This window comes from Arthrobacter alkaliphilus (genome assembly GCF_021483235.1).
Classification (GTDB): Bacteria; Actinomycetota; Actinomycetes; order Actinomycetales; family Micrococcaceae; genus Arthrobacter; species Arthrobacter alkaliphilus.
The window spans coordinates 41,717-68,485 of sequence record NZ_JAKEEC010000017.1; the positions used below are offsets into that span (position 1 = coordinate 41,717).

The following is a 26,769-nucleotide window of genomic DNA, read 5'->3' on the forward strand; positions in this document are numbered from 1 at the left end:
CCACCGACCACTCATGAAACCGCGGCAAATTCCCGCGGTAACCACACAGGAGCAATCATGCCTACGCCTGATATCACCCCCGGCTCACCTTGCTGGATCGACCTCATGACCTCGGACACTGAGAAGGCAAAGTCCTTCTACAACACCCTCTTCGGCTGGACCTACGAGACCGGGGACCAGGAAAAGTACGGCGGCTACATCACGGCCTCGAAGGACGGCAAGCTGGTGGCCGGGATTATGCAGAAGCAGGAAGACATGGGCCAGATGCCCGATGTCTGGTCCACCTACCTGCGCACTGACGACATCAAGACCACCACGGAAGCGGCCCGCGCCAACGGCGGTCAGGTCTACATGGAACCCATGGAAGTACCGGAGCAGGGAACCATGGCCATGTACGCGGATTCATCCGGAGCGTCCATCGGCGCCTGGCAGTTCGGCGAGATGAAGGGCTACGAGTTGGCTGCCGAATCAGGCGCACCCGCCTGGCACGAGCTCTTTGCCAAAGAGTACGACTCGGCAGTGTCCTTCTACCAGAACGTCTTCGGCTGGGAAACCACCGTTGTGGGCGACTCCCCTGAGTTCCGCTACACCACGCTCGGGGCGGGCGACAACGCCAAGGCAGGCATCATGGACGCCTCCGGTTTCCTTCCTGCCGAGGTGCCGTCCTACTGGGGCGTCTACTTCGCCGTGGACAAGGTCGATGACACCATCGAGCAGGCCCTCTCCCTGGGTGCCACCATCGTCCAGCCGGCCGAGGACACCCCCTACGGCCGGATGGCCAGCCTGACCGACCCGACGGGTGCGATCTTCAAACTCATCGAAAACCAGGCTGCATAAGCGCACCCCCTAGGCGCAGCCCGCAAGGTGCAGGCCGCCAGAGAGCATGCTCTCCCCACGGCACGGGGAATGGACATATTGGGATTATGTCTACTCCATGCCTCAAAGGGAGGGCATGCTCTCTCGTTTGTGCTGTCACGAATGGGCATGCCCTCCCCTGGTCCCGCCGCCACGGATGAGCATGCTCGTCCCTAGTTCCCACGAGTGGACATATCAGCGGTATGTCCACTCGTGGGAACTAGCGGGGGGCATGCTCATTTTTTCAGGGGAGCATGCTCATTCTTGGAGGGGAAGGCCGAGCATGTCCCTGGCGATTTCGTCGGCATCGCGGAGTGTCCGTTGGCCGCTGCGGTAGCTGGGACCATCGGAAGGCCGGGCCTCCGCGGCGATGGCTGTCCCCCATTGGGTGGAAGAAAGTTGCAGGCCAAGGGCGTACATCCCAGGGGTCACCGAACCGTTGGCGCCCACCAAGCGGTAGGGGTGCGGCTGGACATCCAAGCCCGAGGTCTGCACCGGCACCCCCTCGGCAGTCATCATCATCTTGGGACGCACCAAGCCGTCATCAAGCAACTGCCGCAGGAACGGAGAAACACTCATGGCCACCCGGTTCGCCGGAGACATGGCTTCAATCAGCGTCCTGGCTTCCGCCGCGTCATCATGCACCCAGGCAGACACCGCGCGGAATGCGCGCTTGGAGCGGTCAACGCTATACCGCGGATCAGGGCCCATGAAACTGACGACGCCGGCACGCGCCAGGGCGGCCAATTGTTCAGCGCGTATGGCCGGAGGTCCGCTCGCGAGTCCCTCCACGAAAGATTCGAACCAGCCCCGGAGCTCACCGACCCACGATTCGTCCGTGATGCCGCCGTCGGCCACGGCGGTCTTCAGGATCGCCCGTCCGGTATGCAAGGCACCGATCGCCATCTTCACGGGGTCTGCCTCTCCGAGGGCGGAGCGGCGGGCGTCGTCGTCCAGATACTCCACGACGGCGGCGTCGAGTTCCTTCCTTGACGCGAAGGATTGTCCGGCCAAAGGCGCCGCGAGGCCCAGCAGGTCAAGGCGGCGAGACGCCGCAACATGGGAGGAGACCAACTCCGCGACCTGGTTCTCCCATCGCCCGGGAGCATGCGCATGGGGCTGCAGCAAGTCTTCGAGAGCGGCGAGGAACTCCGTGGCATCAGAGACGGCCATCGGCTCCGCCACGACCAGCGTCGAGTAGTAAGCCCACAACGCATCCCGATGCAGGAGGGGCCAAAGATCGTGGTCGAAGCCAGGCTGGATGCCGGCTGCGGCGAAGCGTTCCACCGCGTTCTCGGTCAGATAGCGCAAGCGCACGGACTTTGGATAATAGCCGTCCAATCCTGCCTTGGCCCGGTACGGGGTGCCGCGCCTGGATCCTGCGATGATCTTCGGTTCCCGGCCAGAAGGCAGGTACTTAAGCTTTCCATGGAGGCCGCCTTCGGCGGGCACGAACCGTCCGCCGCGGCCTTCGGTCAGCTGGCCCATGACGTCGAAGAAGTTCAGCCCCATGCCCCGGACCAGGACGGTCTCGTTCTCAGGGATCAACGCCCAGTCCACGTCGGCGGGTGCGGCCGGCGGCACATACAGCAGCCCGAGTTCCGCCGCCGTGTCCCTGAACGAGCGTTGCTCCGGGTTGAGCCGGGATTCAAGGTGGCCCAGCGCAAGCACGAGGGAGTCCACGGTGAGCCGTCCGCCGTCGTCGAGTTCGACGTCGAACCCTCCGTCCGCGGGATTGCCCGGCGAATCGTTTGGCTCGCCACCGCTCCCCGGAAGACGGCGCGCAGCCACGGCGTTGCTTCGATGGAAGGTTATCTCCACACCGGCTGGGACGCGCTCCAGCAGTTCCTCAAGCGTCGATTGGAGATACCGTCCGTAAAGGGCGCGGCTGGGAAAGTCGTGGGAGGAAAGTGCGGCCAGTTCTTCCCGTTCCTCGGGGCTCAGGCCCGGTCCGCCGATGGACTGCTGCTGCGCGCGCCACTTCTCAAAGGACCCCCCGGCCAGGGGCGGTGCGAGCCGCTCGTCCTCGGGGATGAGTGTGGGGTAGAACGACTGGGTGTTCATGAGGTACAGCCGGGACTGCCCAGGCTGCCAAACGTGCCCCGGACCGGCTGGATACGGGTCCACGACGTCGATGTGCAGTGAACGCGTTTGGGTGTCCGTCGCGGCCCAATTGGCGAGCAAACGCTCCAGCACACTGGTGCCGCGGGGACCTGCCCCGATCAGCCCAACCCGAATGTTCTGCGATTTACCCACGCCCAAGCCTAACTTCTTGTGACTTGCTTCCCGCTCAGACAGTCACTCTAGGATGGGGCATGACCACCACAGCAGCTGATCAAGCGCCCGCGCCCGACAACGAAACTGCCCAGGGAACCGCAGTCGCCCCCGAACCTGTCGACGAGAACATCTGGCTCGAAGACATTCACGGCGAGGAACAGCTGGCCTGGGTGCGGGAGCAAAATGCCCGCACCGAAGACTTGCTCGACGACGCCGACTACGCCGCGTTGGAGGCCGGAATCCTGGAGGTTCTGGACTCTACGGACAAGATCGCCATGGTCAACAAACGCGGCGAGCATTACTACAACTTCTGGAAGGACCAGCAGAACCCCAAGGGCCTCTGGCGCCGGACCACCTGGGAAAGCTACCTCAGCGACGCCCCGGAATGGGACGTGTTGCTCGACGTCGACGCACTGGCCGCTGCAGAGGGCCAGGAATGGGTCTTCCACGGGGCCAACTTCCTGCGCCCGGCCGAGGGCGAACCGCACCGCATCGCCATCATCGCCCTCTCCCCCGACGGCGGCGACGCCAACCGCCACCGCGAGTTCGACGTCGAGACCCGCACCTTCGTGGACCCTGCCGCAGGCGGTTTCGACCTTTCGACCGCGAAGGGTAACGTGAGCTGGCTCGACGCCGATACCTTGTTGGTTGCCACGACCGCCGACGGCCTGCCGAAAACCAGCTCCTCCTACGCGCGCACCGGAGTGAAGCTGCGTCGCGGCCAATCCCTGGCCGAAGCAGAGCGGATCTTCGAAATCCCCGAAGACCACATGATGGCGCTCGTCGCACACGACTCCACTCCCGGATTCGAACGTACCTTCGCCGTGGACTGGATCGATTTCTTCAACCGAACCACGTCCGTGCTGCGCGACGACGCCTGGCTCACCATTGATGTGCCCACTGACGTGAACCTCAGTTCCCACCGCGAATGGCTCATGTTCCGGCCGCGGCAGGACTGGAACGTCAACGGAACCAGCTACCCCGCCGGATCCCTGCTGGCCGCCGACTTCGAGGGCTACTTGTCCGGGGCGCGCGACTTCACCGTACTTTTCACTCCGGATGAGCACACATCCCTCCAATCGTGGAGTTGGACCCGGGACTATCTCCTCCTCAACCTGTTGCACGACGTCTCTTCAGAAATCAGGGTGCTCGACCCGGCCCGCAAGGACTCAACCGGCGGATGGGCCTCGACTTTGCTGGATGCGTGCCCTCCGCTCCACGATGTGAACGCCTACGCCGTCGACGACGAGGACGAAGCAGAAGGCGACGACGCCGGCAACGACTACTGGCTCATCGCGACGGGCTTCACCACCCCCACCACGCTCATGCGCGGCACCTTGTCGCCGGGAACCGCCGGTTACACGCTCGACGCGGGCCACGACGGCGGGGTGACGAGCACACACGCGGTGGTGAAGTCCTCGCCGTCGTTCTTCAATGAGGCGGACTACGAGGTCCAGCAGCACTTCGCAACCTCGGCGGACGGCACGCGCGTGCCCTATTTCCAAGTCGCGTCCAAAGACCTGGACCTCGACGGCGAGAACCCCACCCAGCTTTCCGGCTACGGCGGATTCGAGGTCTCAAGAACGCCGGCCTACAGCGGAGCGATCGGCAGGGCCTGGCTCGAGCGCCGGAGCGAAAGCATCGCGGCCGACGGCGGCTCGGCACCGCACTCACGCGGCGGCGTCTACGTCGTGGCCAACATCCGCGGAGGCGGCGAATACGGTCCCGCCTGGCACCGCGCAGCCCTGCAGGCCAATCGGCACCGCGCGTTCGAAGACTTCGCAGCCGTGGCACGGCACCTCATCTCGCGGGGAGTCACCAGTCCGCGGCGCCTCGGCTGCGTGGGCGGCTCCAACGGCGGCCTCCTGGTGGGCAACATGCTGACCCAGTATCCGGAGTTGTTCGGGGCAATCTCCTGCGGCGTCCCGTTGCTGGACATGCGCCGTTACACCAAGCTTTCGGCCGGCTACTCCTGGATTGCCGAATACGGCGATCCAGACGTTCCGGAACAGTGGGAGTACATCCGCACCTTTTCCCCGTATCACCTGCTCCGCGACGGCGTCGACTACCCCGAGACGTTCATCTGGACTGCCACCTCCGATGACCGTGTCGGCCCGGTCCAAGCGCGGAAGATGGCGGCCCGGATGCAGGCAATGGGCATCCCGAACGTCTGGTTCCACGAAGCACTCGAAGGCGGTCACGCCGGAGCCTCGGACAACCGCCAGGCGGCCTCGCTGCAAGCCCGCAGCCAACACTTCCTGTGGAGGGCGCTTGCGGGCAAGGAGGGGTCGGGGCACTAACGCTTTCAACGATGGAGCGTCCGACGGCGGAGCGCGTCCCCCGTTTTGCACTGGATGCCCGGTTCTGCGTATCCTTGGTTGGCTAGCAATAGCAACTGGAGACGTGCCAGAGCGGCCGAATGGGCTTCACTGCTAATGAAGTGTGGGGCACAACTCCACCGGGGGTTCAAATCCCCCCGTCTCCGCGTTCGGCCCCGGTCCTCGGACCGGGGCCTTTTGCGTTCCCGGTGCCTCAGCGGCCGGTCCCGGCGGGACGATTCATGTTTTGCCTACAGCACTGCGGCTGACTTCGGCTCCGGCATGCCGGTGCAACGTGAGGCTGTCCACTGTGCTCAACAGCATCAGCGCAGCCATGGCGACGAAGGCGCCACGGTACGCCGAAGAATGGCCGCCGCCGAAGAGCGACGCATGATCGAAGAGCCGCAAGAAGAGCGCACCCACCGCAATACCGCCACCAGTGGCAAGTTGCACCAAGGTTGCTGATACGGCATTCGCCGAAGGTAGCTCTGCGGGAACGATATCCGCATACTGAACGGAGGCGTACGCCGAGAATCCGATCGAACGGAAGGCCCCGCTGGCCAGCAGCAAGGCAAAAATCAACGGCTCCGGAGTCCCTGCGGTGAGCATCGCACAGGCGACAAAGGTGACGGCCGACGCGAATGAGGCGAAGACCAACACAGGCTTGAAGCCGAACCGGCGGATGAGGGGCGTCGTGGCGGGCTTGATGCCGATGTTACCGATGAACACCGCGGCCACCATGGCTCCGGATTTCAGCGGATCCCAGCCAAAGCCGTCCTGGAACAACAGCGGCAGCAGAAATGGCACCGAGCTGATGGTCAGGCGATAGACGAACCCTCCAGTGGACGTGGCCCGGAAGGTGCGCGTGGCGAAAACCCGAAGATCGAAGAGCGGAGCCTTGGCTTTGAGCATCCACCAAGCCGCTCCAGCCAAAGCCAACGCTCCGGCCACCAGCACTGCTGCGGGAACCACCCCTGCACCGTGACCTCCAACCACTTCAAGACCCACCACGAGCGATCCGACGCCGAACGTGGTGAGTCCAAGGCCCAACCAATCGAGCCGCCTGCCAGCATCTCCTCCCTTACGTGGAACCAGCCGCAGTGCCGCGATGAACGCAGCAAACCCAAGCGGCACATTGATGAGGAAGATCCAGTGCCATGAAAGGTAGTGGGTGAAAACTCCACCGACGAGCGGCGCCAAAACGGGTGCCAGCAACCCTGGCCAGACAAGGAACGCCGTGGCGCGGAGCAGCTCCGGCTTTGGCGTGCCCCGCAGCACAACGAGAGTCCCTACCGGCACCATCATCGCCCCGCCGGCCCCCTGTGCCACCCGGCTCGCGGTCAGGATGGTGAGGTCCTGGCTGGCCGCGCACAGCACCGACGCCACAGTGAAGACGGCGATCGCCAAGCAGAAGATCCGTCGGGCGCCGAAGCGTTCTGCGAGCCAACTGCTGAGGGGAATTCCCATGGCCACGGTCACCAAGTAGGCGGTCATCGTGATGTTGACATCGGCCGAGGCTACTTTGAAGTCGGCCGCGATGCTCGGTATAGCGGTTGTCAGGACTGTTGCGTCCAGGAACTCCATAAAGAAGGTTGCCGCAACCAGCAAAGCGAGCCGTGGCTGCCACTTGGACTCGGACGGGACGTCCGGGGCTGCGCCCGTCACGCTGCTTGGCCGAGGACGAGAGGAAGGACCGGTCCTGCTCCGGCTTGCCTAAGGGCCCGGCCTGCAACAGTAAGGGTCCAGCGGCTGTCGGCCAGGTCATCGACCAGGAGGACGCCTTGGCCGCCCAGCGACGCAAGGCTCTGTCCCAGTTCCGTACCCACGGCGAGACGATCCCAGACACCGGCCAGCCGGTAGGCACTGTTGCCACCGCGCCCGCCCGTGGGTCCGCCGTGTTGGAGTTCGAGGGCGCCCAGATAGGGCATCCGGCCGATACCGGCTATGCCGCGCGCCAAGGATTCGACCAGCGCCGGCCTGTTCCTGGACGGGATGCTCACCACGGCTGCCGGACGCCCTTGGCCGCTCCACCCGGTGGATCGGCCGTCTCCGGCAGACCATTCGCGCAAGACCTGCACGCAAGCCTGCAGCATGGCAGGTTCAACTTCGCGGTCAGCCGCGCCGGCTGCAAAAACCTCACGGAGGGCACCACCCCAGCCGAGGTCGGTCAAACGCGCCAACACGCGGCCTTCCGCGAGCAATTCGTCCGGTTTGATCTTGCCTTTCACCGGCACGCCCAGCCGATCCATCCCACTGGGCCATTGAAGGCGCGGCTCCAGCGCAAGGCCCGCCCGGCGAAGCGTCTGCCCGGCGGCGTCGGCGGCGGCTGCTGCGACGTCGGCGGGGAACCACCTGCCGGCGCAGTTGTCGCAGCGGCCGCATGCACGCGCGGACTCGTCGTCCAGGACCGCGGTGATGTATTCCATGCGGCATCCAGCGGTGTCCTGGTAGATCACCATGGAATCCTGCTCGTCCACCCGGGCCTCGGCGATGCGGGCGTAGCGCTCGGCGTCGTAAGTCCACGGACGTCCCGTGGACTTCCAACCACCGCCCACGCGCTCCACCGCACCATCCACGGCCAGTACCTTCAGCAGGAGTTCCAAGGGAGTTCGCCGCAGGTCCACCCGTGCTTCGAGGGCCACGGTGGACAAGGCGGAACCTGCTTCAGCCAAGACGTTGAGTACGGCGGCCGCCTTCTCCTCAGAGGGCATCGAGGCAGTGGCAAAGTACTGCCAGATCTCGCGGTCCTCGGATCCGGGAAGAAGGAGCACGTCGGCGTTGGCGGCACCACGGCCTGCACGGCCGACCTGCTGGTAGTAAGCCACCGGAGACGAGGGAGCGCCAAGGTGGATGACGAACCCGAGATCGGGTTTGTCGAAGCCCATGCCGAGCGCCGAGGTGGCAACGAGCGCCTTCACGTCATTGTCCTTGAGGAGTTGTTCGGCACGTTCACGGTCGGCGGGGTCTGTGCGGCCGGTGTAGGACAGGACGTTGTGGCCTGCCTCGGAGAGCAGGCGGGCTGTGTCTTCGGCGGCCGAAACAGTTAGGGTATAGATGATCCCACTGCCTGGCATATCTGCCAGATGGGTCAGCAGCCAACCAAGCCGGGCGCGCGAGTCTGCGAGCTTCAAGACACCGAGCCGCAAGGACTCCCGGCCAAGCTCTCCGCGGATGGTCAGTACTCCGGCGCCGAGCTGTTCTTCAATGTCGTGAACCACCCGGGAGTTGGCCGTGGCCGTGGTGGCCAGTACGGGCACACTCGCAGGCAGTTGCTCGATGAGATCCGAGATGCGCCGATAGTCGGGACGGAAATCGTGCCCCCAGTCCGAAATGCAATGGGCCTCGTCAATCACCAGGAGGCCAGTACGGCGGATGAGCTCGGGCAACTGGTTCTCCCGGAACGACGGATTGGTGAGCCGCTCCGGCGAAACGAGGAGAACGTCCACCTCGTCAGCGGCCAGTTGTTCGCGAACGTCGTCCCACTCAAGCTGGTTGGCGGAATTGATCGCTACGGCCCGCACCCCTGCACGTGCAGCAGCCGCAACTTGGTCCCGCATGAGCGCCAGCAGCGGCGAAACGATCAGCGTGGGACCCGCGCCCCGCCGCCTCAACAGCAATGATGAAACAAAGTAGACCGCCGACTTGCCCCAGCCCGTCCGCTGCACAACCAAAGCGCGCCGTCCGGCGTCGACGAGGGCCTCAATCGCCTCATACTGGCCGTCGTGGAATTCGGCGTCCCCACTTCCCACAAGCTCCCTCAGTACTTCGAGGGCCTGCAGCCGGGTGGTGGTCTGTTCTGCTGCGAGCAGGGCAGCGTCAGGGTTGTTGGGCATGGCTTCAGTATTCCAGCAGCCGCAGACAGCCATAACCCTGAACGTCATCTATGTGGACAAGCCCTTATCCACATAGTCTGCGTCGAGGCGCAGTGACCGCGTCGCGCCACAGTAAGATTGAGCGCGTGACTAGCGAGCAGAACAAGACATTTGACCTCTCGGCTTCCTTCAAGGCCTATGACGTCCGTGGAATCGTCGGCGAATCCATCACCTCCAACATCGTGGAATCCGTCGGCGCGGCCTTCGTCGACACCCTCGGCCTCGCCGGGGAAACTGTGCTTGTTGGCGGCGACATGCGCCCGTCCTCCCCGGAGTTCATCAAGGCATTCGCCACCGGCGCTGCCCGCCGCGGCGCCAACGTCCAGCTCCTGGACCTCATTTCCACCGACGAGCTCTACTACGCTTGCGGTGCCCTCAATGCTGCCGGCGTGACCTTCACCGCGAGCCACAACCCGGCCGAGTACAACGGCATCAAGATGTCCAAGGCCGGCGCCCAGCCGATCTCCTCCGAAACAGGCCTCAAGGAGATCCAGGCCCTGGCGGAGGAGTACCTCAACAGCGGGCTCATCCCGGCCGCCGATGTACAGGGCGAGATCGGCACGCGCGATGTCCTGAAGGACTACTCGGAATACTTGCGCAGCTTGGTCGACCTGAGGGGCTCGCGTCCGCTGAAGATCGTCGTCGACGCCGGAAACGGCATGGCGGGGCTGACCACTCCCGCGGTGCTTGGCGACCAACTGCTTCCGGCGCTGCCTTTCGAGATTGTTCCCTTGTACTTTGAGCTGGACGGTTCCTTCCCCAACCACCCGGCCAACCCGCTTGAACCCGAAAACCTACGCGACCTTCAGGCGGCAGTCATCGAGCACGGTGCCGATATTGGTTTGGCGTTCGACGGTGACGCCGACCGCTGCTTCGTGATCGACGAAAAGGGCCAGCCCGTCTCGCCGTCTGCCATTACCGGGATGGTGGCCCGCCGGGAAATCGCCCGCGCACAGGCCGCAGGCGAAGAGACCCCGGTGATCATCCACAACCTGCTTACCTCGCGAGCAGTCCCGGAACTCGTGGCGGCGGATGGTGGCAAGGCCGTGCGTACACGTGTGGGGCACTCGTTCATCAAGGCTGTCATGGCCGAAGAAGGAGCCGTCTTCGGCGGCGAACACTCCGCGCACTTCTACTTCCGCGATTTCTGGAACGCCGACACCGGCATGCTTGCGGCTATGCACGTCTTGGCTGCATTGGGCGAGCAGGACGGCCCGTTGTCCGAACTTGGCCGCCAGTACGAGCCGTATGTCTCCTCGGGTGAAATCAATTCCGAAATCGAGGATAAGGCAGGAGCCATCGAGCGGGTCCGCGCAGACTTTACGGGGGAAGACGTCGACGTGGACACCATGGACGGCAGCACCTTCACCGCTCAGGACGGCAGCTGGTGGTTCAACCTTCGTCCCTCCAACACGGAGCCTTTCCTGCGCTTGAACGCCGAGGCCAAGGACGTTGCCACCATGGAAAAGATCCGGGACCGCGTCCTGGCGCTGGTCCGGTCCTAGGCGGCAGCCTCTAAGGCGGTCAGCAGCATGAACTCCCGGACCAACGGCCTCGAAAGCACCAAGGAACACGAACTCCGCGAACTGCGTGAGACCCTTGGGGCTGCATTGGCAACAGCGCAGGAGCACCTGGAGCAAAACGGCGGATTCCTGCCCTTCGCCGTCACGCTCGCCAAGGACAGCGAACTTCGGATTGTTTTCGTAACGCCCGACGAGCCGGACCACGAGGGGAACGTCGACACGGATTCGATGCTGGCAGACATCCTCGAATTGCTACGCCAAAACCGTGACGAATACAGTGCGGTGGCTATCGCCAGCGACGTCATCCTTCCGGAACACGGCTCGGACGGGATTCATGCTGCGGCTGAGCATCGCGGCGGCGGTCTCCTCGCGGCCGTTGTCCCCTACGTCCGGACCGCCGAAGGCTTCGCCTTTGAGGACGCCGAAGCCGATACCGATGAAGCCCTCCTATGGGTGGACTAGACCTTACTCCGTAAGCTTGAGGGCATGAAGATCAATGCCTTCGCGGATGTGAGCCTGCGGGCGCTCCTGGTTTTGTCGTCCGCGCCAGCAGGTGAACTCCTGACGACCCAAAACATCGCAGACGCCGTGGGGACTCCTTATCACCACGTCAGCAAGGCTATTGTTCGGCTGCGGGAGCTGGGACTCATCGACGTCGAGCGTGGGCGCAAAGGCGGATCCCGGCTCAGCGCCGCCGGCCGGCAGGCCACCGTCGGCCATGTCCTGCGGAAGCTGAACACCAGGCTCGACCCCGCCGAGTGCCAATCCGCGAATGGCGACTGCCCGCTGATTACGGAGTGCGGCCTGCGCCTGGCCTTGGCCCGAGCGAGGGAAGCCTTCTACCGGGAGCTCGACGGCGTGGCCGTGTCCTCCCTGCCGCGACCGCGGCAAATGGCGCCGGCATTCCAAGCGATCGGGCTACCCCTCGGACTTTAGGCTCCGGTCAGGTGGTTGGCAGGACCACTCCCCGGGTTCCGTCCACGAGCACACGCTGCCCGTCAACCAAGGTGCTGGTGCCCGAACCAGTACCCATGACCGCAGGAATTCCGTACTCCCTCGCGACGATCGCCGCGTGCGAGCCGAGCCCACCGGCGTCCACTACCACCGCAGCTGCCCGCTGGAACAGCGGCGTCCAGGCGGGGTTGGTGTACGGGCAGACGAGGACCTCTCCGCCGCGCAACCGTCCGAACTCGTCCGGCGCGCGGATCACCCGAACCGGCCCGGCGGCTTGGCCGCGGCTTGCTCCCGTGCCGGAGACCAAGACTCCTTCCGCCTGGCGGCCCCGGTGGCCTTGGCCAAAGAGCAAAGCCGGATCGAGCAACGGAATGCCTTCGAGCCCGCGCCGCTTCGCTGCCCGAGCCAGCACCAACGGCCGGAAACGGTCACGGAGCGAAGCCGGCAGCGCGCCGCCGTCGTCGTCTGCAATGGACTCAAGCTCCTCGAACCGCAGGTGGTAGATTCCGTCCGGCTCGTCGAGCACCCCGGCGAGCATCAGCCGGTGGCCGAGTTCCCGATAGGCCCGGCGGAGCGGCGGGATGGCCTTGGTGGCGTAGAAATGGCTGTCCTCGCGGAACGCCATGCCGGCTTGGGCGGACTCGACGGCGGTGAGGACGCTCCGCCGCAACGGCCCGAACCGGAGAGCTGGGTGGCGTTTCAATTCCGCCAGCGCATTCCCGGCTTGGTCCACCGGTTGAGGCCGCTCTCCGGACATTGCCTTGACCAGCCCAAGAACAATTTCGGGGGCGTCGGACCAGGTGGGGGAACTGCTGAGGACAACGCTTGTGGTTTCACGGTTGCCATACTCGAGTTGGAATGCCTCGAAAGCATCACGGAAAGCACGATGTTCGGGATCGTTGTCCAGTAGCTCAAGGATTTCGCGGGGACTGCACTCACGTAGCGCGCGGGACAGACCGGGATCATCCGCCGCGATGGCAGCGAGCCGTTCAAGTGCCCGGTTCGCCTGGCTCGTCCGGGTTTCCACCCCCGCGATCAGTGCAGGCGCGAGCTTGACCTTGCCAAGGAGCAGGAGCATGACACGCATTTTCAGCACCGGCACCAGGATGCCCGGCAGGTAGGAAACCCTCAAATCCGTGATTCGCTGCATCGCAGCGAAACATTCTCGGGCAAATTCGACTACGGCACCCCACCGCAGCGGACCAAGGTCCTTCACGTTCAAGCGTTCAATGCTGTCGAGGAAGAGCGGGAAACGAGGATCCTTGGTCCACGCGCCGGGCTTGAATCGGCTGGCGCGACGCAGCAAAGACACGGGCGCGCCAATCGTTCGGAAGGTCGGGTGCGGCACGGGAGGAATGAACTGCACCACTACCCCGTCCTCCTCGGGCAACAACTCCTCTGCCGCGGGAAAGACCACGCCCACGCTGCCGGCCATGGCATGCAGCATGGCGAGGAGTCCACGGCTCAACCAGCCCGATACATCCAGAGGATACGGCCGCTCATGGAACATCTCCATGAGGAACGGCCCCACCCGCCGTTGGGCGGGGTTCAGGACGGGCGGTTGGGGCGGAAGTGCGGTCATCGGCCGTGACTGCAGGAGGTATAGCGTTCCCTCCGCCGCGGCCCACTCGATGTCCTGCGGCCTGCCGAAATGTTGTTGGGCCCTGTTTCCCAGTGCGGCCAGTTCCGCCAATGCCTCCGCGGCGAGGCCGGGCTCCGCTTCCTGGGCGCCGGGGGCTTCCAGCGTGCCGCCGTCCTCTGCCGCGCTGATCACCACTTCGCGGCCGCCCGGCGTGAAGCTGCGCACCTTTCCCGCACGGTCCAGCACATAGTGCTCGGGGGTCACCCTGCCGGAGACCACCGCCTCCCCCAGCCCGGGGTTCGCATCCACCACCATCTCGTCGCGCTCTCCCGTGACCGGGTTTGCGGTGAACAGGACGCCCGCCATGACGGCGGGCACCATTTTCTGCACGACGACGGCGATGGCCACCTCGCGCGAATCGATCCCCTGCCGCCGGCGATAGGCCATGGCCCGGTCGGTCCACAAGGATGCCCAGCAGTTGACGACTGCCTTGACTACGTCATCCCCGCCCAGCACGTTGAGGTACGTGTCCTGTTGACCGGCGAACGCGGCTCCCGGAAGATCCTCCGCCGTGGCACTGGACCGGACCGCCACTGCCCCGCCGCCAAGCCTCGAATATGCGTCGAGGATCTCCTCGCGCAGCCGGCCCGGCATTTCCGTCGCGGCGAAGAGGGCCCGAAGTGCGGCGCCGCCGGTGCCGTCGCCGCCGTCGGGGGCACCGCCGTCGGGGGCTTCTTCGGATGCGGATGACAGCAGGCTGCCCAGCCTTGTGCGCACGCTCGTTTCCGCAAGGAAGGACAAGTACGCGTCCGTGGTGACCACAAAGCCCGGCGGGACCGGGAACCCTTGACGCACCAGCTCCCCCAGGGAAGCACCCTTTCCACCGGCGGCAGCCACGTCCCCCACGCCGAAATCGGCCAGGGGCGCAGTGGCCTGCCCGGTGTTCCAGAGTGCTTCCTGGGGTCCTGGCGGCGGACTGGACTCTCGTGCGTGCTCCTGCGAATCGCCCATGGCCCGGCCCCATGGAGTGAGAGAACTGCTCGTTCTCTGAAGCTACCCTCCGAGACCCGGGTGGTCTAGGCCAGGCGGGCCTTCAGTCCCTCGAGCTCGGAGATGAGCGCCGCCGGCAGGGAGTCGCCGAACTTTGCGTACCATTCCTCGATGGATGCCAACTCGGCTTCCCACTCGGCGGCGTCGACGCGGACTGCTGCCTCGACTTCGGCGGGGGTCATGTCGAGGCCTTCGAGGTCGATGGACTCGCCGGTCGGCACGAAGCCGATGGGGGTCTCGACGGCGTCGGCCTTGCCTTCGAGGCGCTCGATGGCCCACTTGAGGACGCGGGCGTTGTCGCCGAAGCCGGGCCACGCAAAACCACCCTCGGCGGTACGGCGGAACCAGTTGACCAGGAAGATCTTGGGCAAGCGCTCCGGGTTGGCTTTGGCGGACAGGTTGACCCAGTGGTTCAGGTAGTCGCCAGCGTCGTAGCCGATGAACGGCAGCATGGCCATAGGGTCGCGGCGGACAACACCGACGGCACCGGCCGCGGCAGCCGTTGTCTCGGAAGACAGCGTCGAGCCCATGAAAATGCCGTTGGACCAGTCGCGGGCCTCGGTGACCAAGGGGATGGTGGTCTTGCGGCGGCCGCCGAAGAGGATCGCGGAGAGTTCCACGCCTTCCGGGCTGAAGTATTCCTCGGCGAGCATGTCGATCTGGTCGATCGGCGTGCAGAAGCGGGAGTTCGGGTGTGCTGCGGGCTTGTCCGACTCGGGAGTCCAGGAGTTGCCCTGCCAGTCGGTCAGGTGCGCCGGAGTTTCCTCGGTCATGCCTTCCCACCAGACGCCGCCGTCATCCGTCAATGCAACGTTGGTGAAGATGCTGTTGCCCTTGGCGATGGCGCGCATGGCGTTGGGGTTGGTGCCCCAACCGGTGCCGGGAGCGACGCCGAACAGGCCGGCTTCGGGGTTGACCGCGCGGAGTTCGCCCTCCTTGCCGAAGCGCATCCAGGTGATGTCGTCTCCGAGCGTCTCCACCTTCCAGCCCTTGATGGTGGGGTCGAGAAGCGCGAGGTTGGTCTTGCCGCAAGCGGAGGGGAATGCCGCGGAGATGTAGTAGGTCTTCTGCTCAGGAGAGGTCAGCTTCAGGATGAGCATGTGCTCGGCGAGCCAGCCTTCGTCCCGGGCCATGACGGACGCGATGCGCAGGGCGTAGCACTTCTTGCCGAGGAGGGCGTTGCCGCCGTAACCGGAACCGAAGGACCAGATGGAACGCTCTTCGGGGAAGTGCACGATCCACTTGTCCGGGTTGCAGGGCCACGCCACGTCTTCCTGGCCCGGTTCCAGCGGAGCGCCCAGGGAGTGCAATGCGGGGACGAAGAATGCGTCGGTCTGTGTGATGCGATCCAGGACGTCGGTGCCGATGCGGGCCATGATGCGCATCGAGGCAACAACGTAAGCGGAGTCCGTGATCTCGACGCCGAATTTCGGATCTTCGGCATCCAGGTGGCCCATGACGAACGGAATGACGTACATGGTGCGGCCGCGCATGGAGCCGGCGAACAGCCCGCGCAGCTTCTGCTTCATCTCGGCAGGTGCCATCCAGTTGTTGGTGAAGCCGGCGTCGTGTTCCTTCTCAGAGCAGATGTAGGTTTGCTCTTCCACACGGGCAACGTCCGCCGGGTCCGAGAATGCAGCGAAAGAGTTGGGGAAGAGCTCTTGGTTGAGCCTCTTCAGGGTGCCGGCCGCGACGAGTTCGTCGGTCAGCTTCTTGTTTTCCGCTTCACTGCCGTCGACCCAGTGGATGCGGTCCGGCTGTGTCAGCTCGGCAACTTCCTCCACCCAGGCCAACAGGCGTGCATGCGTAGTAGGTGCCTTCTCAAGCAACGGCAGTCGCGCCAGATCGCCCATCGTGGTTCCCTTCCTCGGGTTCAGTGGTGTGTCCTAAATGCTAGGGGTCGCGGAGTAGACCAATCCGGGTCCAGACATGGGCTCTCGAGGCCATTCAGAAGCAAAACCCCTAGAATTCAAGGATCAGCGTCCGCAACCGTTGCGATTTTGTGACGAAGGTCACATAGACCGGTCTAGTTAGACAGATTACGTTGCGTCGATTTGGCACGAGGGGGGATCTCGCGTAAAGTTTATTGAGGTTCGAGGGGGGAACGAGTTTGAAACTCTCCGGAATCATCAAGATGCGCCCATAGCTCAGCTGGATAGAGCGTCTGTCTACGGAACAGAAGGTCAGGGGTTCGAATCCCTTTGGGCGCACAAATGAAGACCCGCACCGGCCACGGTGCGGGTCTTTTTTCGTTAAGTTCCGAGTGGGTGGCTTGGGCGTGGGCCGTAGCATTTTCCCCGGTTTTGCTTCCCGACAGCCTCAAAATCAACCGAATCACCGTGTCGTAGGCGCAGTCCCCGTCCAAAGGTGGGGAAGATGCGGCGGCGACCCTTGAGTTTGGCCCGCCCCGGCTGCCGGCAGGGTCTGTCCGATTCTGCTCGCTCTTGGTTCCCGGAATGATCAAGCAGAATCCGACATCAGGCCGGGTTACGGCGGGATGGCATCATCCGTCAGGACGGTCACGCCTTCGTGACCCTGTTTGCCGCCGCCGTCGCCCTAAATGACGCGAGTCGCCGTGTCGCCGGCGCGTTCCGAATCCAAACAGGGGCAGGACGGCGCGTCAGGCTACGCACCGCCCGCCAGGGGGCACGTGGGCCGTAGCATTTTCCCCGGCTTTGCTACGCGAAAGCCTCGAAATCACGCGACTCGCCGTGTCGTCGGCGCATTCGCCGTCCAAAGATGGGGAAGACACGACGGTGGCCTTAGACGGCGACGGCCTCGCTGATGCGGCGGCGGATCCCGTCGAAGTGGCGGTTGAGCAATTCGGCGGCCGCGACCTTGTCGCCGGTTGCTACTGCCGTGTAGATGCTTTGGTGCATGGCTGCGGTGGCGACAAGATCCTCGTTGTCCGAGCCGATCTCCACATGGATCTTCCGGTAAACCTTCCAGAAAACGCCCATGAGATTGATGAGGAGCTCGTTGTTCAAGGGCTCGAACAGCCGACGGTGGAACTCGGCATCCGCGGCCGCGAAGTTCTGGCCGGTGTGGGCGAGCTCCTCCATCTGCTTGACCGCTTCTTCGATCAAGGCGAGCTGCTCTGCGGTCATCACGTCCATGGAGGATCCGATCAAGCCCGATTCGAGGGCCTGGCGCACGTCCACGAGTTGCAGCGCCTCAAGCCCCTGATGACGCAGCGACAAACGCCCCCGGAACGTCAGGCCGTCAGCGAGCGCATCGAAGTTGCTGGGCGCGACGAACATGCCAAAGCCGTGGCGGATCTCGATGACACCCAGCGCCTGCAGCACCTTCAAGGATTCGCGGAGGGTGTTGCGCCCCACCCCCAAGACCATGGAGAGTTCATTTTCCGTGGGCAAAGGATCGCCCGCCTCGAGCTCGCGCTCAAGGATCAATTCCATGATGTCCGACTGGAGGGCCCTGAGCCGGGCTTGCGCGCTGAACCGCGCCTGCGGAACGACACCGGAAGTGGTCATGGCTCTCCTTGCAAAGGCATCTATTCCTGGAACCGGATCCGCTCGGGACCGGGGACAAGGAATCAGTGCAGTGTTAACGTTGGGGTGAGCCTAGCGCCCACCACGCATAAAGTGCTTCGCAACATACAATATCGGATGTCCCATCTCCCGGATAGACATCCGGCTTTATTTTGACCGAGCCCGGGCCGGCTTTTCGCAACTGTGAACCGAGGCGCCCGCTCCCCCTCTGCCGCCCCAGCCCCTCGCCCAGGCTCGCGCCACAAGTATGCAGCCCCGCGGCCCCGCCGCCGCATAGTGACCTGAATCTCGCTTGACGACTTCCTGTGACCGCCCTTACAGTTTCTTTACGCGCATCAGATGTCCTACATCCGATAACCATAAAATTTGAATGGTGAGGCGTCTTATGGGCAACAGAACTAACACCCTGCCGCTGGTCAGCGACGCCAGCCGACGCAACTTCCTCAAGCTAACCGGAGCCATCGGAGCCACAGCAGCATTCACGGCCACCCTGTCCGCATGTGGCGGTCCTGCCTCCACCACCACGGGCGCAGCAAAGACCACGCCGACCGTCAACAAGGACCTCACCATCGAAGCAGGTATCTCCTATGCGCTGTCCACGGGTTTCGACCCGATGACGTCCTCCGGGGCCACGCCGACGGCCGCCAACCTGCACCTCTTCGAAGGCCTCGTGGAACTCCACCCCGCCACCCGCGAGCCATATAACGCACTGGCCGCCAGCGACCCCAAGAAGGTCAACGACACCACATACCAGGTGACCATCCGGGACGGTGCCAAGTTCCACAACGGCGCCCCTGTCACGGCGGACGATGTTGCATACTCCTTCACCCGAGTGATGGACCCGGCCAACAAGTCATTGTTTTCCCAGTTCATTCCCTTCATCAAGGACGTCAAGGCCCTCGACGCCAAGACTGTCGAGTTCTCGCTGAAGTACCCCTTCCCCGGTTTCGGGCCGCGAATCTCCGTGATCAAAGTGGTTCCCAAGGTGCTGGCCTCCACCGATCAGAAGGGGTTTGACGCCAAGCCCGTCGGTTCCGGCCCCTACAAGCTGATCTCGGCGGTCAAGGACGACAAGATCGTCTTCGAAGCATTCGCCGACTACAACGGCCCCAAGCCGGCGCTGGCCAAAGGCATGACGTGGCTGTTGCTCTCGGACGCGGCAGCCCGTGTCACAGCGGTCCAGTCGGGCCGCGTCCAGGCGATCGAAGACGTCCCGTATCTGGACATGGACGGACTCAAATCCAAGACCCGCGTTGAATCCGTGCAGTCCTTCGGCATGCTGTTCCTGATGTTCAACTGCGCCAAGGCTCCGTTCGACAACAAACTGGTGCGCCAGGCACTCCACTATGGACTGGACAAGGACGCCATCATCAAGAAGGCCTTGTTCGGCAACGCCAAGGCTGCGTCCTCGTACTTCCAAGAAGGCCACCCGGACTACGTCAAGGCCAAGAACGTCTACGGCTACGATCCGCAGAAGGCCGCGGACCTGCTCAAGCAGGCAGGCGTGAGCAACCTCGAATTCGAGCTGCTCACGACCGATACCGCCTGGGTCAAGGACGTTGCCCCGCTGATGCTTGAATCTTGGAACAAGATCCCGGGCGTCAAGGTGACGGCAAAGAACCTGCAGTCGGGCGCCCTGTACTCGGACAGGGTGGGCAAGGCCGACTTCTCCGTGGTCGCGGCCCCGGGCGACCCTTCCGTCTTCGGCAACGACGCAGACCTGCTCTTGAGCTGGTTCTACTCCGGCGCCACCTGGATGGCCAAGCGTGCCTACTGGACCACTCCGGAGAGCGCCACCCTCCAAAGCCTGATGGACAAGGGCTCGCAGGCAGCAGGCGCCGATGCCAAGAAGATCATCGGCCAAATAGTGGACCTCGTCTCCGACGAACTCCCGCTGTACCCGCTCTTCCACCGCCAGTTGCCCAGCGCATGGGACGAAAGGAAGCTCTCAGGCTTCAAGCCGCTGCCCACTACGGGACTGTCCTTCATCGGCGTGGGCCGCACAGCTTAGGCCGCATCTACACCCCCGCCCAGGGCCGCCAGGCCCTCGACGCCGGTGCGTTCGCCGTCGTCGTCGGTACCGCCATCACCCATCCGGCAAGCATCACGGGCTGGTTCAAGGACGCCCTGGGCGCCTGATCCAGCAGAATCCGACGCCACGCCCTCATTTCGGCCCGGGTCCGGGCGTAGGCTTCTGCCATGACAGAGGAGAACGTCCGGGAATTCGATGTAATTGTGATCGGCGCGGGGGCCGTGGGTGAAAACGTCGCAGACCGAGTGGTCCGGGGTGGCCTTACCGCGGCCATTGTGGAGGCTGAACTCGTTGGAGGGGAATGCTCCTACTGGGCGTGCATACCGTCCAAAGCCCTCCTGAGGCCCGGAACCGCGCTGCACACGGCACAATCAGTGCCCGGAGCGTCGGACTCCGTCACGAAGGTCCTGGATCCCGCACCGGTCCTGAAATACCGCGACTACTTCACAAACAAGTGGCAGGACGACGGCGCCGTCAAGTGGCTGGAAGATACGGGGATCGAGCTCCTCCGGGGTCGCGCACGCATCACCGGCCCTCGCGAAGTCCAGGTGGATGGCAACGACGGCAACAGCTACTCGCTCAAAGCCCATCACGCCGTGGTGGTGGCCACCGGATCCACGCCGCTCATCCCGAAAATCGACGGCTTGCGCGATGTCCCCTACTGGACAACCCGCGGCGCCACCTCCGCACGCCACATCCCCGAACGGTTCATAGTGCTCGGCGGCGGTGTCGCGAGTGTGGAACTTGCCCAAGCGTTCACCCGCTTGGGCTCGTCAGTTTCGATCGTTGCCCGTGGCAGGCTGCTCAGTGCTTTTCCAGAGGAAGCCGCCAATCTGGTTGCTGCAGGCTTGCGGGCCGATGGCGTCGATCTGCGCCTCGCGACAGACACAACGCGCGTCGAATACAGCCCGGACCATGGCTTCAGCGTCACCCTCGGCGACGGGACGGTCTTGAAAGGTGACGAGTTGCTCGTGGCAACGGGCAGGCGGCCGAACGTGGACAACCTGGGCCTCGAAAACGTAGGGCTCGACGCCGAAGAGGGCAAGGCTTTGCGCCTCACCACGGACCCGAGCGGCTTGGTGGAGGGCGTAGCGAGCGACGGCACGAGCGGGCTGTGGCTTTACGCGGCCGGCGATGCCGCGGGATCTGTCTTTCTCACCCATCAGGGCAAATACGAGGCCCGGGCGACCGGCGAGGCCATCGTGGCCCGCGCCAAGGGAACCCTGCAGGGCGCGCCGAAGCCGTGGAGCGCCCTCGCAAAGACTGCCGACGATTACGCCATCCCGAGCGTGGTCTTCACCGATCCGGAAGTGGCATCCGTGGGCCCAAGCCTGGAACAGGCGCTGCAGAAGGGCATCAACGCAAGCTCGGTGGAGCTCCCCATCAACGTCTCCGGCTCCCAGCTGCACTCGGAAAATTACGAAGGCTGGGCGCAACTGGTGGTGGACGAAGACCGGAAGGTGGTGGTGGGTGCGACGTTCGCGGGGCCGGGAGTGGCCGAGCTTTTGCATGGCGCCACCATCGCGATTGTGGGCGAAGTCCCGTTGGACCGGCTGTGGCACGCGGTGCCGTCGTTCCCAACCATCAGCGAGGTGTGGCTTCGCCTGTTGGAGAAATACGGACTGTGATGGAAGTCTATTTGAACTGACTGGTCAGTTCAGTTACGATTGGAGCAGACAACAGGTTCTGCGAAAGGTCCAATTGTGCTGTCTGCACAGCAACTCCAGATCGACGGCCGCCGGAACGATCTCCTGCCTCCCACTTCCCTCGAAGCCAGCCGCGGCGAGATCCTCCTGGTCAGCGGTGACGGCCAGGACCAGCGCACGGCATTGGCGCTTGCACTGAGCGGCCGGATGAAGCCCAGCAAAGGCCGCCTGAGCTGGGATAACTCGGTGAAGATCAAGAAGGTCCGGGCCGCGAGCGCCTTGATTGACGCTCCCGGCGTCAACGAGCCCGAGCAACACCTGAGCGTCCGCGACCTCGTCACCGAAGACCTCGCCCTCATCCCCCGCCGCTACCGCGGCGCGCTCCTCAGCACGCCGTGGCTCAAGGTCAACCGCTTCGAAGACATCGCCGGGCTGTGGATCGAGCAGCTCCCTGCGGACCGGCGCCTGGAGCTGCTGACCGCCCTGGCCCTCGCGGACCCTGCCCTCGACCTCCTGGTGCTCGATTCCCCGGACCGGCACAGCGCAGACCCTGCGGACTGGCTCCCCCGGCTTGAGCAGTTGGCGTACGACGCCGGGCGCCCGCTCGCCGTCGTCGCCGTCGTCTCAGCCCTCCCGGACAACTGGGACGGCCCTGCCGCGGTGATCGGCAACTCGGTGCAGCACGCGGCGCCGGCCGAAGGCACGGAGACCCTCGAAGCCGCGGAGCCCCTCGAAGAAGCGCAAGAAGATCCCGAAGAAGTGCCCGCAATTCTGCAAAGGACCGCAAAGTGACCGTTCTGCGGCTGGCCCGCTCCGAACTCAAGCGCATGACCGGCGGGCTCCTGCCCAAGCTGACCATCCTTGCCCTGACCATGGTGCCCCTGCTGTACGGAGCCGTGTACCTTTATGCGAACTGGGATCCGTACGGCAATCTCAACAAGATCGACGCCGCTTTGGTCGTCGAGGACGCGGGAGCCCAGCCGGCAAACGGCCCGGAACTGCAGGCAGGCCGGAAGGTTGCCGACAGCCTCGTGGAGAGCCACGTCTTCAACTGGCAGCGGGTAACCTCCACGGCGGAAGCAGACGCCGGTGTCGAATCCGGCAAGTACGCCTTCGCCTTGAAAATCCCGAAGGACTTCTCCGCAAACCTGGTCTCGCCCGGCAGCTTCAATGCGGCCAACCAGGCAATGCTCAACGTCACCACCAATGACGCGAACAACTACCTCCTGAGCACCATCGTCGACAAACTCACCACCGCGGTGCACTCCACGGTGGCCAAGGAAGTCGGCGAGGAAACCGCCAACCAGCTCCTCACAGGCTTCGGCACCATCCACGCCTCCATCGTCAAGGCGTCCGACGGCGCTTCACAGCTCGCCGACGGCGTCGGCAAGCTCAGCGACGGCGCGGCCAGCCTCCACGACGGCACCAGCAAGCTCAACAGCGGCGCCTCGGAGCTCCTGGCCGGTCAAACCAAGCTCCGCGACGGCGCGAACCAGCTGAACGACGGTGCAGGGCAGCTCAGCGGGGGACTCACGGAACTGAAGAACAAGACCGCATCCCTGCCCGCCGACACCCAGAAGCTGGCTGACGGCGCCGCCCAAGTAGCCGCCGGGAACGCGCAGCTGAACGCGAAGGTCCAGGACGCCGTCGGGCAGCTTGCAGCCTTCGACGCCGGGACGCGCGACCGCGTTGTGGGCAGCACACAGAGACTCGTGGCGAGCGGGGTCATCACCCAGGACCAGGCGAACAAGATCCTTGCCGACTTCGACTCCACTCCCGCACCCAGCCCCGTGACCGACGCCAAGGCCAAGATCTCGGCAGATGCCGCACAGATCCAGCAGCTTTCCAACGGATCAGCCGCGGTCAGTGCCGGCGCCACCAAGCTGGCGGGCGCCACCCCGGCGCTGACGGGTGCCATCGGCCAGGCCTCGGCAGGAGCGGACCAGCTCAGCTCGGGCGCTGCCGCGCTCGCCGCCGGCGAACAGTCCGCCGTCAACGGCACCGCGGCCCTAGCGGACGGCGCGGCAAAGCTCGACGACGGCGCGGCGCAGCTTGCGAGCGGCGCCGCAACTGCCGCGGACGGATCCCGTACCTTGGCGAGCGAGCTGGCGAAGGGCGCCGGCAAGGTCCCCAACCCGGACGACGCCCAAAAGAGCTCCGTTTCGAAGGTGATGGCCGATCCTGTCGCGGTCAACAACGTCTCGCAAGCCAAAGCAGGGTCCTACGGCGCGGGCCTCGCCCCGTTCTTCCTGACGCTGGCGCTGTGGATCGGGGTGTTCATGCTGGTCCAGGCCATGCGGCCGATTACCCAGCGGGCCTTGGCTTCGAACGCGGCGTCCTGGAAGATCGCTGTTGGCGGCTGGCTCCCGTTCTTCGCGGTGTCGGTGGTGCAGGCCAGCATCCTCACCCTCGTGGTGGATCTCGGGCTGGGCCTGAATGCGGCGCACCCCGTGTGGATGTGGTTGTTCATGCTGGCCGCGGCCATGGCGTTCACCGCCCTCATCCAGGGCATCGTGGCTTTGCTGGGAACCCCTGGAAAGTTCGTGGTGCTGATCCTGCTGGTCCTTCAGTTGGTGTCTTCCGGCGGTACCTTCCCGTGGCAGACCACGCCCATGCCGCTGCACGTGGTTCACGAGATCATGCCGATGGGCTACGTAGTGACCGGCATGCGGCACCTGATCTACGGCGGCGACTTGTCCATGATCTGGCCGACTGTCCTGGGCCTGCTTGGCTACACTGTGCTGGGAGCCGCGCTTTCCACGCTGGCTGTCCGCAAGCACAAGTTCTGGACACTCAAGACCCTGAAGCCGGAGATCGCGGTATGAGTATGCAAGAGCCCGGCCTCCCAGCCGCCAGCACGGAACCCGACAACCCCGAGAAGAAGCTCCGCCCGGCCCGCACCAACGCGACCAAGCAGCGCCTCTTCGACGCCTCGATGGAACTGATCGGCGAGCGCGGCGCAGCAGGGGTGACGGTGGACGAGATCGCCGCGGCAGCCGGGGTGTCCAAGGGCACGGTCTATTACAACTTCGGCAGCAAGTCCGATCTGATCGCCCAGTTGCTGCGCCACGGCGTCGACATCATGCTCGGGCGGCTCCAGGCAATTGAGGGCTTGCACACCGAGCCGCTTGAGGCGATGGAGGCCATGCTCGGCCAAGCCATGGACTTCATGGACGACTACCCGTCCTTCGCACGGCTCTGGATCAGCGAGAACTGGCGGACTCCCAGCGAATGGGGCAAGCTTTTCGTCGAACTCCGCAGCGAGTTGTTGGCGGTGATCGGCGCAGCGATCGAGAAGGTCGCCGCCGCCTACCCGGTGGATGCCGGCATTGCCCGGGGCAGCCTTGAAGCGGCCATGTTCGGAGCGATCTTCGTGGTGGGCCTTGACCGGCAGACGTACAACCCGGAGCGCACCCGTGAACAGAGCATTGCCGCCATCATGACCATCATGCGCGGCTACGTGCTGCGGTAACGGTATGGCAACTGCCGCGTCTTGAGGGCGTGGCGCCGCCGGCCGGTCAGGGATGATTAATCCCATGCGTCACATGGGGAACAGCGGAAAGCTTGCGATCATCTCTGCCGTGGTGTCCGCCGGCTTGCTGGTACTCCTCGCCATAACCCTCGACGAAACCGTGATGTACATCTTCCTCGGGGTTGTGGCGATCGGCTACCTCGCGTGCGTCGCCGAGGTTTTCACCCGTCGCAGGTACTTCATGCTGGTTCTCGGAGCCATCGCGACCATCCTGTTCATCGGCTTCGGAATCGCGTTCCTGCGCATGTGGGGACTCGCCTTCAACCAAGACGAAAACGCCCTCGGCAGCGCAGTCAGCACCAAGGATTCGGATATCTACTTCTACCTCGCAGCGGCTGCCGGATGCGGGTCCTTGCTCGTCCTCTTCCTGGGCGCGGTATGGCCGTCACGCCGCGCGAAGTCGCCGGTCCGTCCGGCTTCCCGGCGTCCGGCGGCCCGCCCTGCACTTCGGCAGGCACCGGCATCTGCCAGGCCCGCCCCGCGACCGGCGACCCGCCCGGCGTCGGGAGCTGCCAAACGCCCCGTACCGCGCACCCCCGCACCCCGCACTCCGGCGCCGCGCACCTCCGCCAAGCGCCCGACGTCGGGCTCGCCTAAACCAGCGCCGGCGGCTCAGCGCAAGGCCGCCCCCAAGCGCTGACGTTCGCCGGAAACCACCGGAACCCCGGGCCTCACGCGCCGCTGCAGCACCGCCGTCGCCACGCCGCCCAGCAGGAGCAGGCCGCCGGCCAGTTCCGCCGTCGTCGGGACCTCTGAGATAAGCAGCCATGCCGCGGTCATGCCCACCACCGGGACCAACAACGTGAAGGGCACCACGGCCGAGCTCGGGTAGAGGCTGAGCAGCCGGTTCCAAATTCCAAAGCCCACCAGGGAGGCGAATACCGCCGTATAGAGGGCGCTGAGGATGGTCGCCGGCTGAAGGTTGGCAAGGGTCCCGCCCACGGCCGCCGGTCCGTCCACGATCAGCGACAGGCCTGCGAGCGGCAACGGGACCACGGCCCCGGACCAGACCACCAGACCCAGGCCCGAGGTGGCTTTGGCCTTGCGCGCGATGATGTTGCCTGCTGCCCAAGACAATGCAGCTGCGAGCACAATCATGAGGGGCACCACCGGGGCCACGAGGCTGCGCCCCACCGCCACGAGGGCCAGTCCGGCGACACCGAGGACCACCCCGGTCAGCTGCCGCCTGCTCGGCCGCTCCCCCAGGAACCTGGCCGCCAAAAGCACGGTGAGGAGCACCTGCGCCTGCAGCACCAGCGAAGCAAGGCCCGCCGGCATTCCGAGCGCCATGCCCAGGTAAAGCAGGCCGAACTGCCCTGCACTCATGAAGAGTCCGACGCCGACGATTGCCTTCCAGCCGATGTCCGGTTTGCGGACGAAGAAGATGCCAGGGAACACCACAAGGACGAAGCGGATGGCCACGAAAAGCAGCGGGGGCACGTCTGCTGCTCCACCGCTCCCATTCCCGTTTGCGGGATGGAGGCCAAAGTCGATGGCAACGAAATTCAGGCCCCAAAGGACGGCGACGAGGACGGCGAGTGCTGAGTGTCGGATATTCACGATTCAACTCTGGCAGCGTTGTTGATGAAGCACCAGCGTTGAATTCTGCATCACATCAT

Annotated in this window: 18 protein-coding genes, 2 tRNA genes and 1 pseudogene; 14 read left to right on the forward strand and 7 right to left on the reverse strand. The window is 64.7% G+C overall.

Features of this window, described 5'->3' with window-relative positions:
* The first annotated feature begins 57 nt into the window (after positions 1-57).
* The gene (locus tag L0B83_RS12805; protein ID WP_234758833.1) at positions 58-837 is read left to right on the forward strand and encodes a VOC family protein; all 780 of its coding nucleotides are present in this window, start codon (positions 58-60) and stop codon (positions 835-837) included.
* A gap of 276 nt (positions 838-1,113) precedes the next feature.
* Here L0B83_RS12805 and L0B83_RS12810 read toward each other — a convergent pair whose 3' ends face one another.
* Positions 1,114-3,111, reverse strand: coding sequence for an FAD/NAD(P)-binding protein (locus L0B83_RS12810; protein WP_234758834.1), 1,998 nt, complete (start codon positions 3,109-3,111; stop codon positions 1,114-1,116).
* 59 nt (positions 3,112-3,170) lie between these two features.
* On the opposite strand from L0B83_RS12810, the gene L0B83_RS12815 reads away from it, so the two are divergent.
* Both L0B83_RS12815 and L0B83_RS12820 read left to right on the forward strand, forming a co-directional pair.
* Positions 3,171-5,432: a prolyl oligopeptidase family serine peptidase gene (locus L0B83_RS12815; protein ID WP_234758835.1), complete on the forward strand. Its 2,262-nt coding sequence runs from the start codon at positions 3,171-3,173 to the stop codon at positions 5,430-5,432.
* 97 nt (positions 5,433-5,529) lie between these two features.
* Positions 5,530-5,617 (forward strand) — tRNA-Ser (locus L0B83_RS12820).
* 73 nt (positions 5,618-5,690) lie between these two features.
* On the opposite strand, the gene L0B83_RS12825 is transcribed toward L0B83_RS12820, so the two are convergent.
* Together L0B83_RS12825 and L0B83_RS12830 are read right to left on the reverse strand one after the other, a co-directional pair.
* Positions 5,691-7,115 carry an MFS transporter gene (locus L0B83_RS12825; protein ID WP_234758836.1) on the reverse strand — a complete coding sequence of 475 codons (1,425 nt, stop codon included), beginning with the start codon at positions 7,113-7,115 and terminating at the stop codon, positions 5,691-5,693.
* Positions 7,112-9,283 (reverse strand): RecQ family ATP-dependent DNA helicase, encoded by a 2,172-nt coding sequence (locus tag L0B83_RS12830; RefSeq protein WP_234758837.1) that lies wholly within the window; start codon positions 9,281-9,283, stop codon positions 7,112-7,114. The genes L0B83_RS12825 and L0B83_RS12830 overlap by 4 nt, the downstream gene beginning before the upstream one ends.
* A gap of 125 nt (positions 9,284-9,408) precedes the next feature.
* Between L0B83_RS12830 and L0B83_RS12835 the strand changes: the two genes are divergently transcribed.
* Genes L0B83_RS12835 through L0B83_RS12845 form a run of 3 tightly spaced genes read left to right on the forward strand, consistent with a single transcriptional unit; the run spans position 9,409 to position 11,781 of the window.
* Positions 9,409-10,827 carry a phosphomannomutase/phosphoglucomutase gene (locus tag L0B83_RS12835; protein ID WP_234758838.1) on the forward strand — a complete coding sequence of 473 codons (1,419 nt, stop codon included), beginning with the start codon at positions 9,409-9,411 and terminating at the stop codon, positions 10,825-10,827.
* A gap of 27 nt (positions 10,828-10,854) precedes the next feature.
* Positions 10,855-11,307 (forward strand): hypothetical protein, encoded by a 453-nt coding sequence (locus L0B83_RS12840; RefSeq protein ID WP_234758839.1) that lies wholly within the window; start codon positions 10,855-10,857, stop codon positions 11,305-11,307.
* A 24-nt stretch (positions 11,308-11,331) separates the two neighbouring features.
* Positions 11,332-11,781: an RrF2 family transcriptional regulator gene (locus L0B83_RS12845; protein WP_234758840.1), complete on the forward strand. Its 450-nt coding sequence runs from the start codon at positions 11,332-11,334 to the stop codon at positions 11,779-11,781.
* Positions 11,782-11,788: 7 nt separating this feature from the next.
* Here L0B83_RS12845 and L0B83_RS12850 read toward each other — a convergent pair whose 3' ends face one another.
* Complete coding sequence (locus tag L0B83_RS12850; RefSeq protein WP_234758841.1) at positions 11,789-14,392, reverse strand: PEP/pyruvate-binding domain-containing protein; 2,604 nt, start codon at positions 14,390-14,392, stop codon at positions 11,789-11,791.
* Between the two features lie 65 nt (positions 14,393-14,457).
* Positions 14,458-16,284 (reverse strand): phosphoenolpyruvate carboxykinase (GTP), encoded by a 1,827-nt coding sequence (locus L0B83_RS12855; RefSeq protein ID WP_234758842.1) that lies wholly within the window; start codon positions 16,282-16,284, stop codon positions 14,458-14,460.
* A gap of 283 nt (positions 16,285-16,567) precedes the next feature.
* On the opposite strand from L0B83_RS12855, the gene L0B83_RS12860 reads away from it, so the two are divergent.
* A tRNA-Arg gene (locus L0B83_RS12860) sits at positions 16,568-16,641 on the forward strand.
* A gap of 552 nt (positions 16,642-17,193) precedes the next feature.
* Here L0B83_RS12860 and L0B83_RS12865 read toward each other — a convergent pair.
* On the reverse strand, positions 17,194-17,922 hold the full coding sequence (locus L0B83_RS12865) for a FadR/GntR family transcriptional regulator (RefSeq protein WP_234758843.1): 729 nt from the start codon (positions 17,920-17,922) through the stop codon (positions 17,194-17,196).
* A gap of 403 nt (positions 17,923-18,325) precedes the next feature.
* Here L0B83_RS12865 and L0B83_RS12870 point away from each other — a divergent pair, with 403 nt between their 5' ends.
* The 7 genes and pseudogenes from L0B83_RS12870 (at position 18,326) to L0B83_RS12900 (ending at position 25,790) form a co-directional block, all read left to right on the forward strand.
* Positions 18,326-19,951, forward strand: coding sequence for an ABC transporter substrate-binding protein (locus tag L0B83_RS12870; RefSeq protein ID WP_234758844.1), 1,626 nt, complete (start codon positions 18,326-18,328; stop codon positions 19,949-19,951).
* Positions 19,951-20,079: pseudogene (locus tag L0B83_RS12875) on the forward strand (N-acetylmannosamine-6-phosphate 2-epimerase); the annotation flags it as partial. The gene L0B83_RS12870 and the pseudogene L0B83_RS12875, both read left to right, overlap by 1 nt.
* Before the next feature lie 60 nt (positions 20,080-20,139).
* Positions 20,140-21,600: a dihydrolipoyl dehydrogenase family protein gene (locus L0B83_RS12880; RefSeq protein ID WP_234758845.1), complete on the forward strand. Its 1,461-nt coding sequence runs from the start codon at positions 20,140-20,142 to the stop codon at positions 21,598-21,600.
* Positions 21,601-21,675: 75 nt separating this feature from the next.
* Positions 21,676-22,410 (forward strand): sugar ABC transporter ATP-binding protein, encoded by a 735-nt coding sequence (locus tag L0B83_RS12885; protein WP_234758846.1) that lies wholly within the window; start codon positions 21,676-21,678, stop codon positions 22,408-22,410.
* A complete protein-coding gene (locus tag L0B83_RS12890; RefSeq protein ID WP_234758847.1) occupies positions 22,407-24,443 on the forward strand; it encodes a YhgE/Pip domain-containing protein in 2,037 nt (678 codons plus the stop codon). Before L0B83_RS12885 ends, L0B83_RS12890 begins: the two co-directional genes overlap by 4 nt.
* Complete coding sequence (locus tag L0B83_RS12895; protein ID WP_372461195.1) at positions 24,440-25,090, forward strand: TetR/AcrR family transcriptional regulator; 651 nt, start codon at positions 24,440-24,442, stop codon at positions 25,088-25,090. Before L0B83_RS12890 ends, L0B83_RS12895 begins: the two co-directional genes overlap by 4 nt.
* 73 nt (positions 25,091-25,163) lie before the next feature.
* Positions 25,164-25,790, forward strand: a complete 627-nt coding sequence (locus tag L0B83_RS12900; RefSeq protein WP_234758848.1) for a hypothetical protein — start codon at positions 25,164-25,166, stop codon at positions 25,788-25,790.
* Here L0B83_RS12900 and L0B83_RS12905 read toward each other — a convergent pair.
* Entirely contained in the window at positions 25,763-26,710 is a 948-nt protein-coding gene (locus L0B83_RS12905) for an EamA family transporter (RefSeq protein WP_234758849.1), read from the reverse strand. The genes L0B83_RS12900 and L0B83_RS12905 overlap by 28 nt on opposite strands.
* Positions 26,711-26,769 lie beyond the last annotated feature (59 nt).

What these genes read in the sequence shown, in the direction of transcription:
- L0B83_RS12805 (WP_234758833.1), top strand. Translation starts at nt 58, where the DNA reads ATGCCTACGCCTGATATCACCCCCGGCTCACCTTGCTGGATCGACCTC.
- L0B83_RS12895 (WP_372461195.1), top strand. Translation starts at nt 24,440, where the DNA reads ATGAGTATGCAAGAGCCCGGCCTCCCAGCCGCCAGCACGGAACCCGAC.
- L0B83_RS12855 (WP_234758842.1), bottom strand. Translation starts at nt 16,284, where the DNA reads ATGGGCGATCTGGCGCGACTGCCGTTGCTTGAGAAGGCACCTACTACG.
- L0B83_RS12865 (WP_234758843.1), bottom strand. Translation starts at nt 17,922, where the DNA reads ATGACCACTTCCGGTGTCGTTCCGCAGGCGCGGTTCAGCGCGCAAGCC.
- L0B83_RS12830 (WP_234758837.1), bottom strand. Translation starts at nt 9,283, where the DNA reads ATGCCCAACAACCCTGACGCTGCCCTGCTCGCAGCAGAACAGACCACC.
- L0B83_RS12845 (WP_234758840.1), top strand. Translation starts at nt 11,332, where the DNA reads ATGAAGATCAATGCCTTCGCGGATGTGAGCCTGCGGGCGCTCCTGGTT.
- L0B83_RS12880 (WP_234758845.1), top strand. Translation starts at nt 20,140, where the DNA reads ATGACAGAGGAGAACGTCCGGGAATTCGATGTAATTGTGATCGGCGCG.
- L0B83_RS12815 (WP_234758835.1), top strand. Translation starts at nt 3,171, where the DNA reads ATGACCACCACAGCAGCTGATCAAGCGCCCGCGCCCGACAACGAAACT.
- L0B83_RS12850 (WP_234758841.1), bottom strand. Translation starts at nt 14,392, where the DNA reads ATGGGCGATTCGCAGGAGCACGCACGAGAGTCCAGTCCGCCGCCAGGA.
- L0B83_RS12870 (WP_234758844.1), top strand. Translation starts at nt 18,326, where the DNA reads ATGGGCAACAGAACTAACACCCTGCCGCTGGTCAGCGACGCCAGCCGA.
- L0B83_RS12900 (WP_234758848.1), top strand. Translation starts at nt 25,164, where the DNA reads ATGGGGAACAGCGGAAAGCTTGCGATCATCTCTGCCGTGGTGTCCGCC.
- L0B83_RS12840 (WP_234758839.1), top strand. Translation starts at nt 10,855, where the DNA reads ATGAACTCCCGGACCAACGGCCTCGAAAGCACCAAGGAACACGAACTC.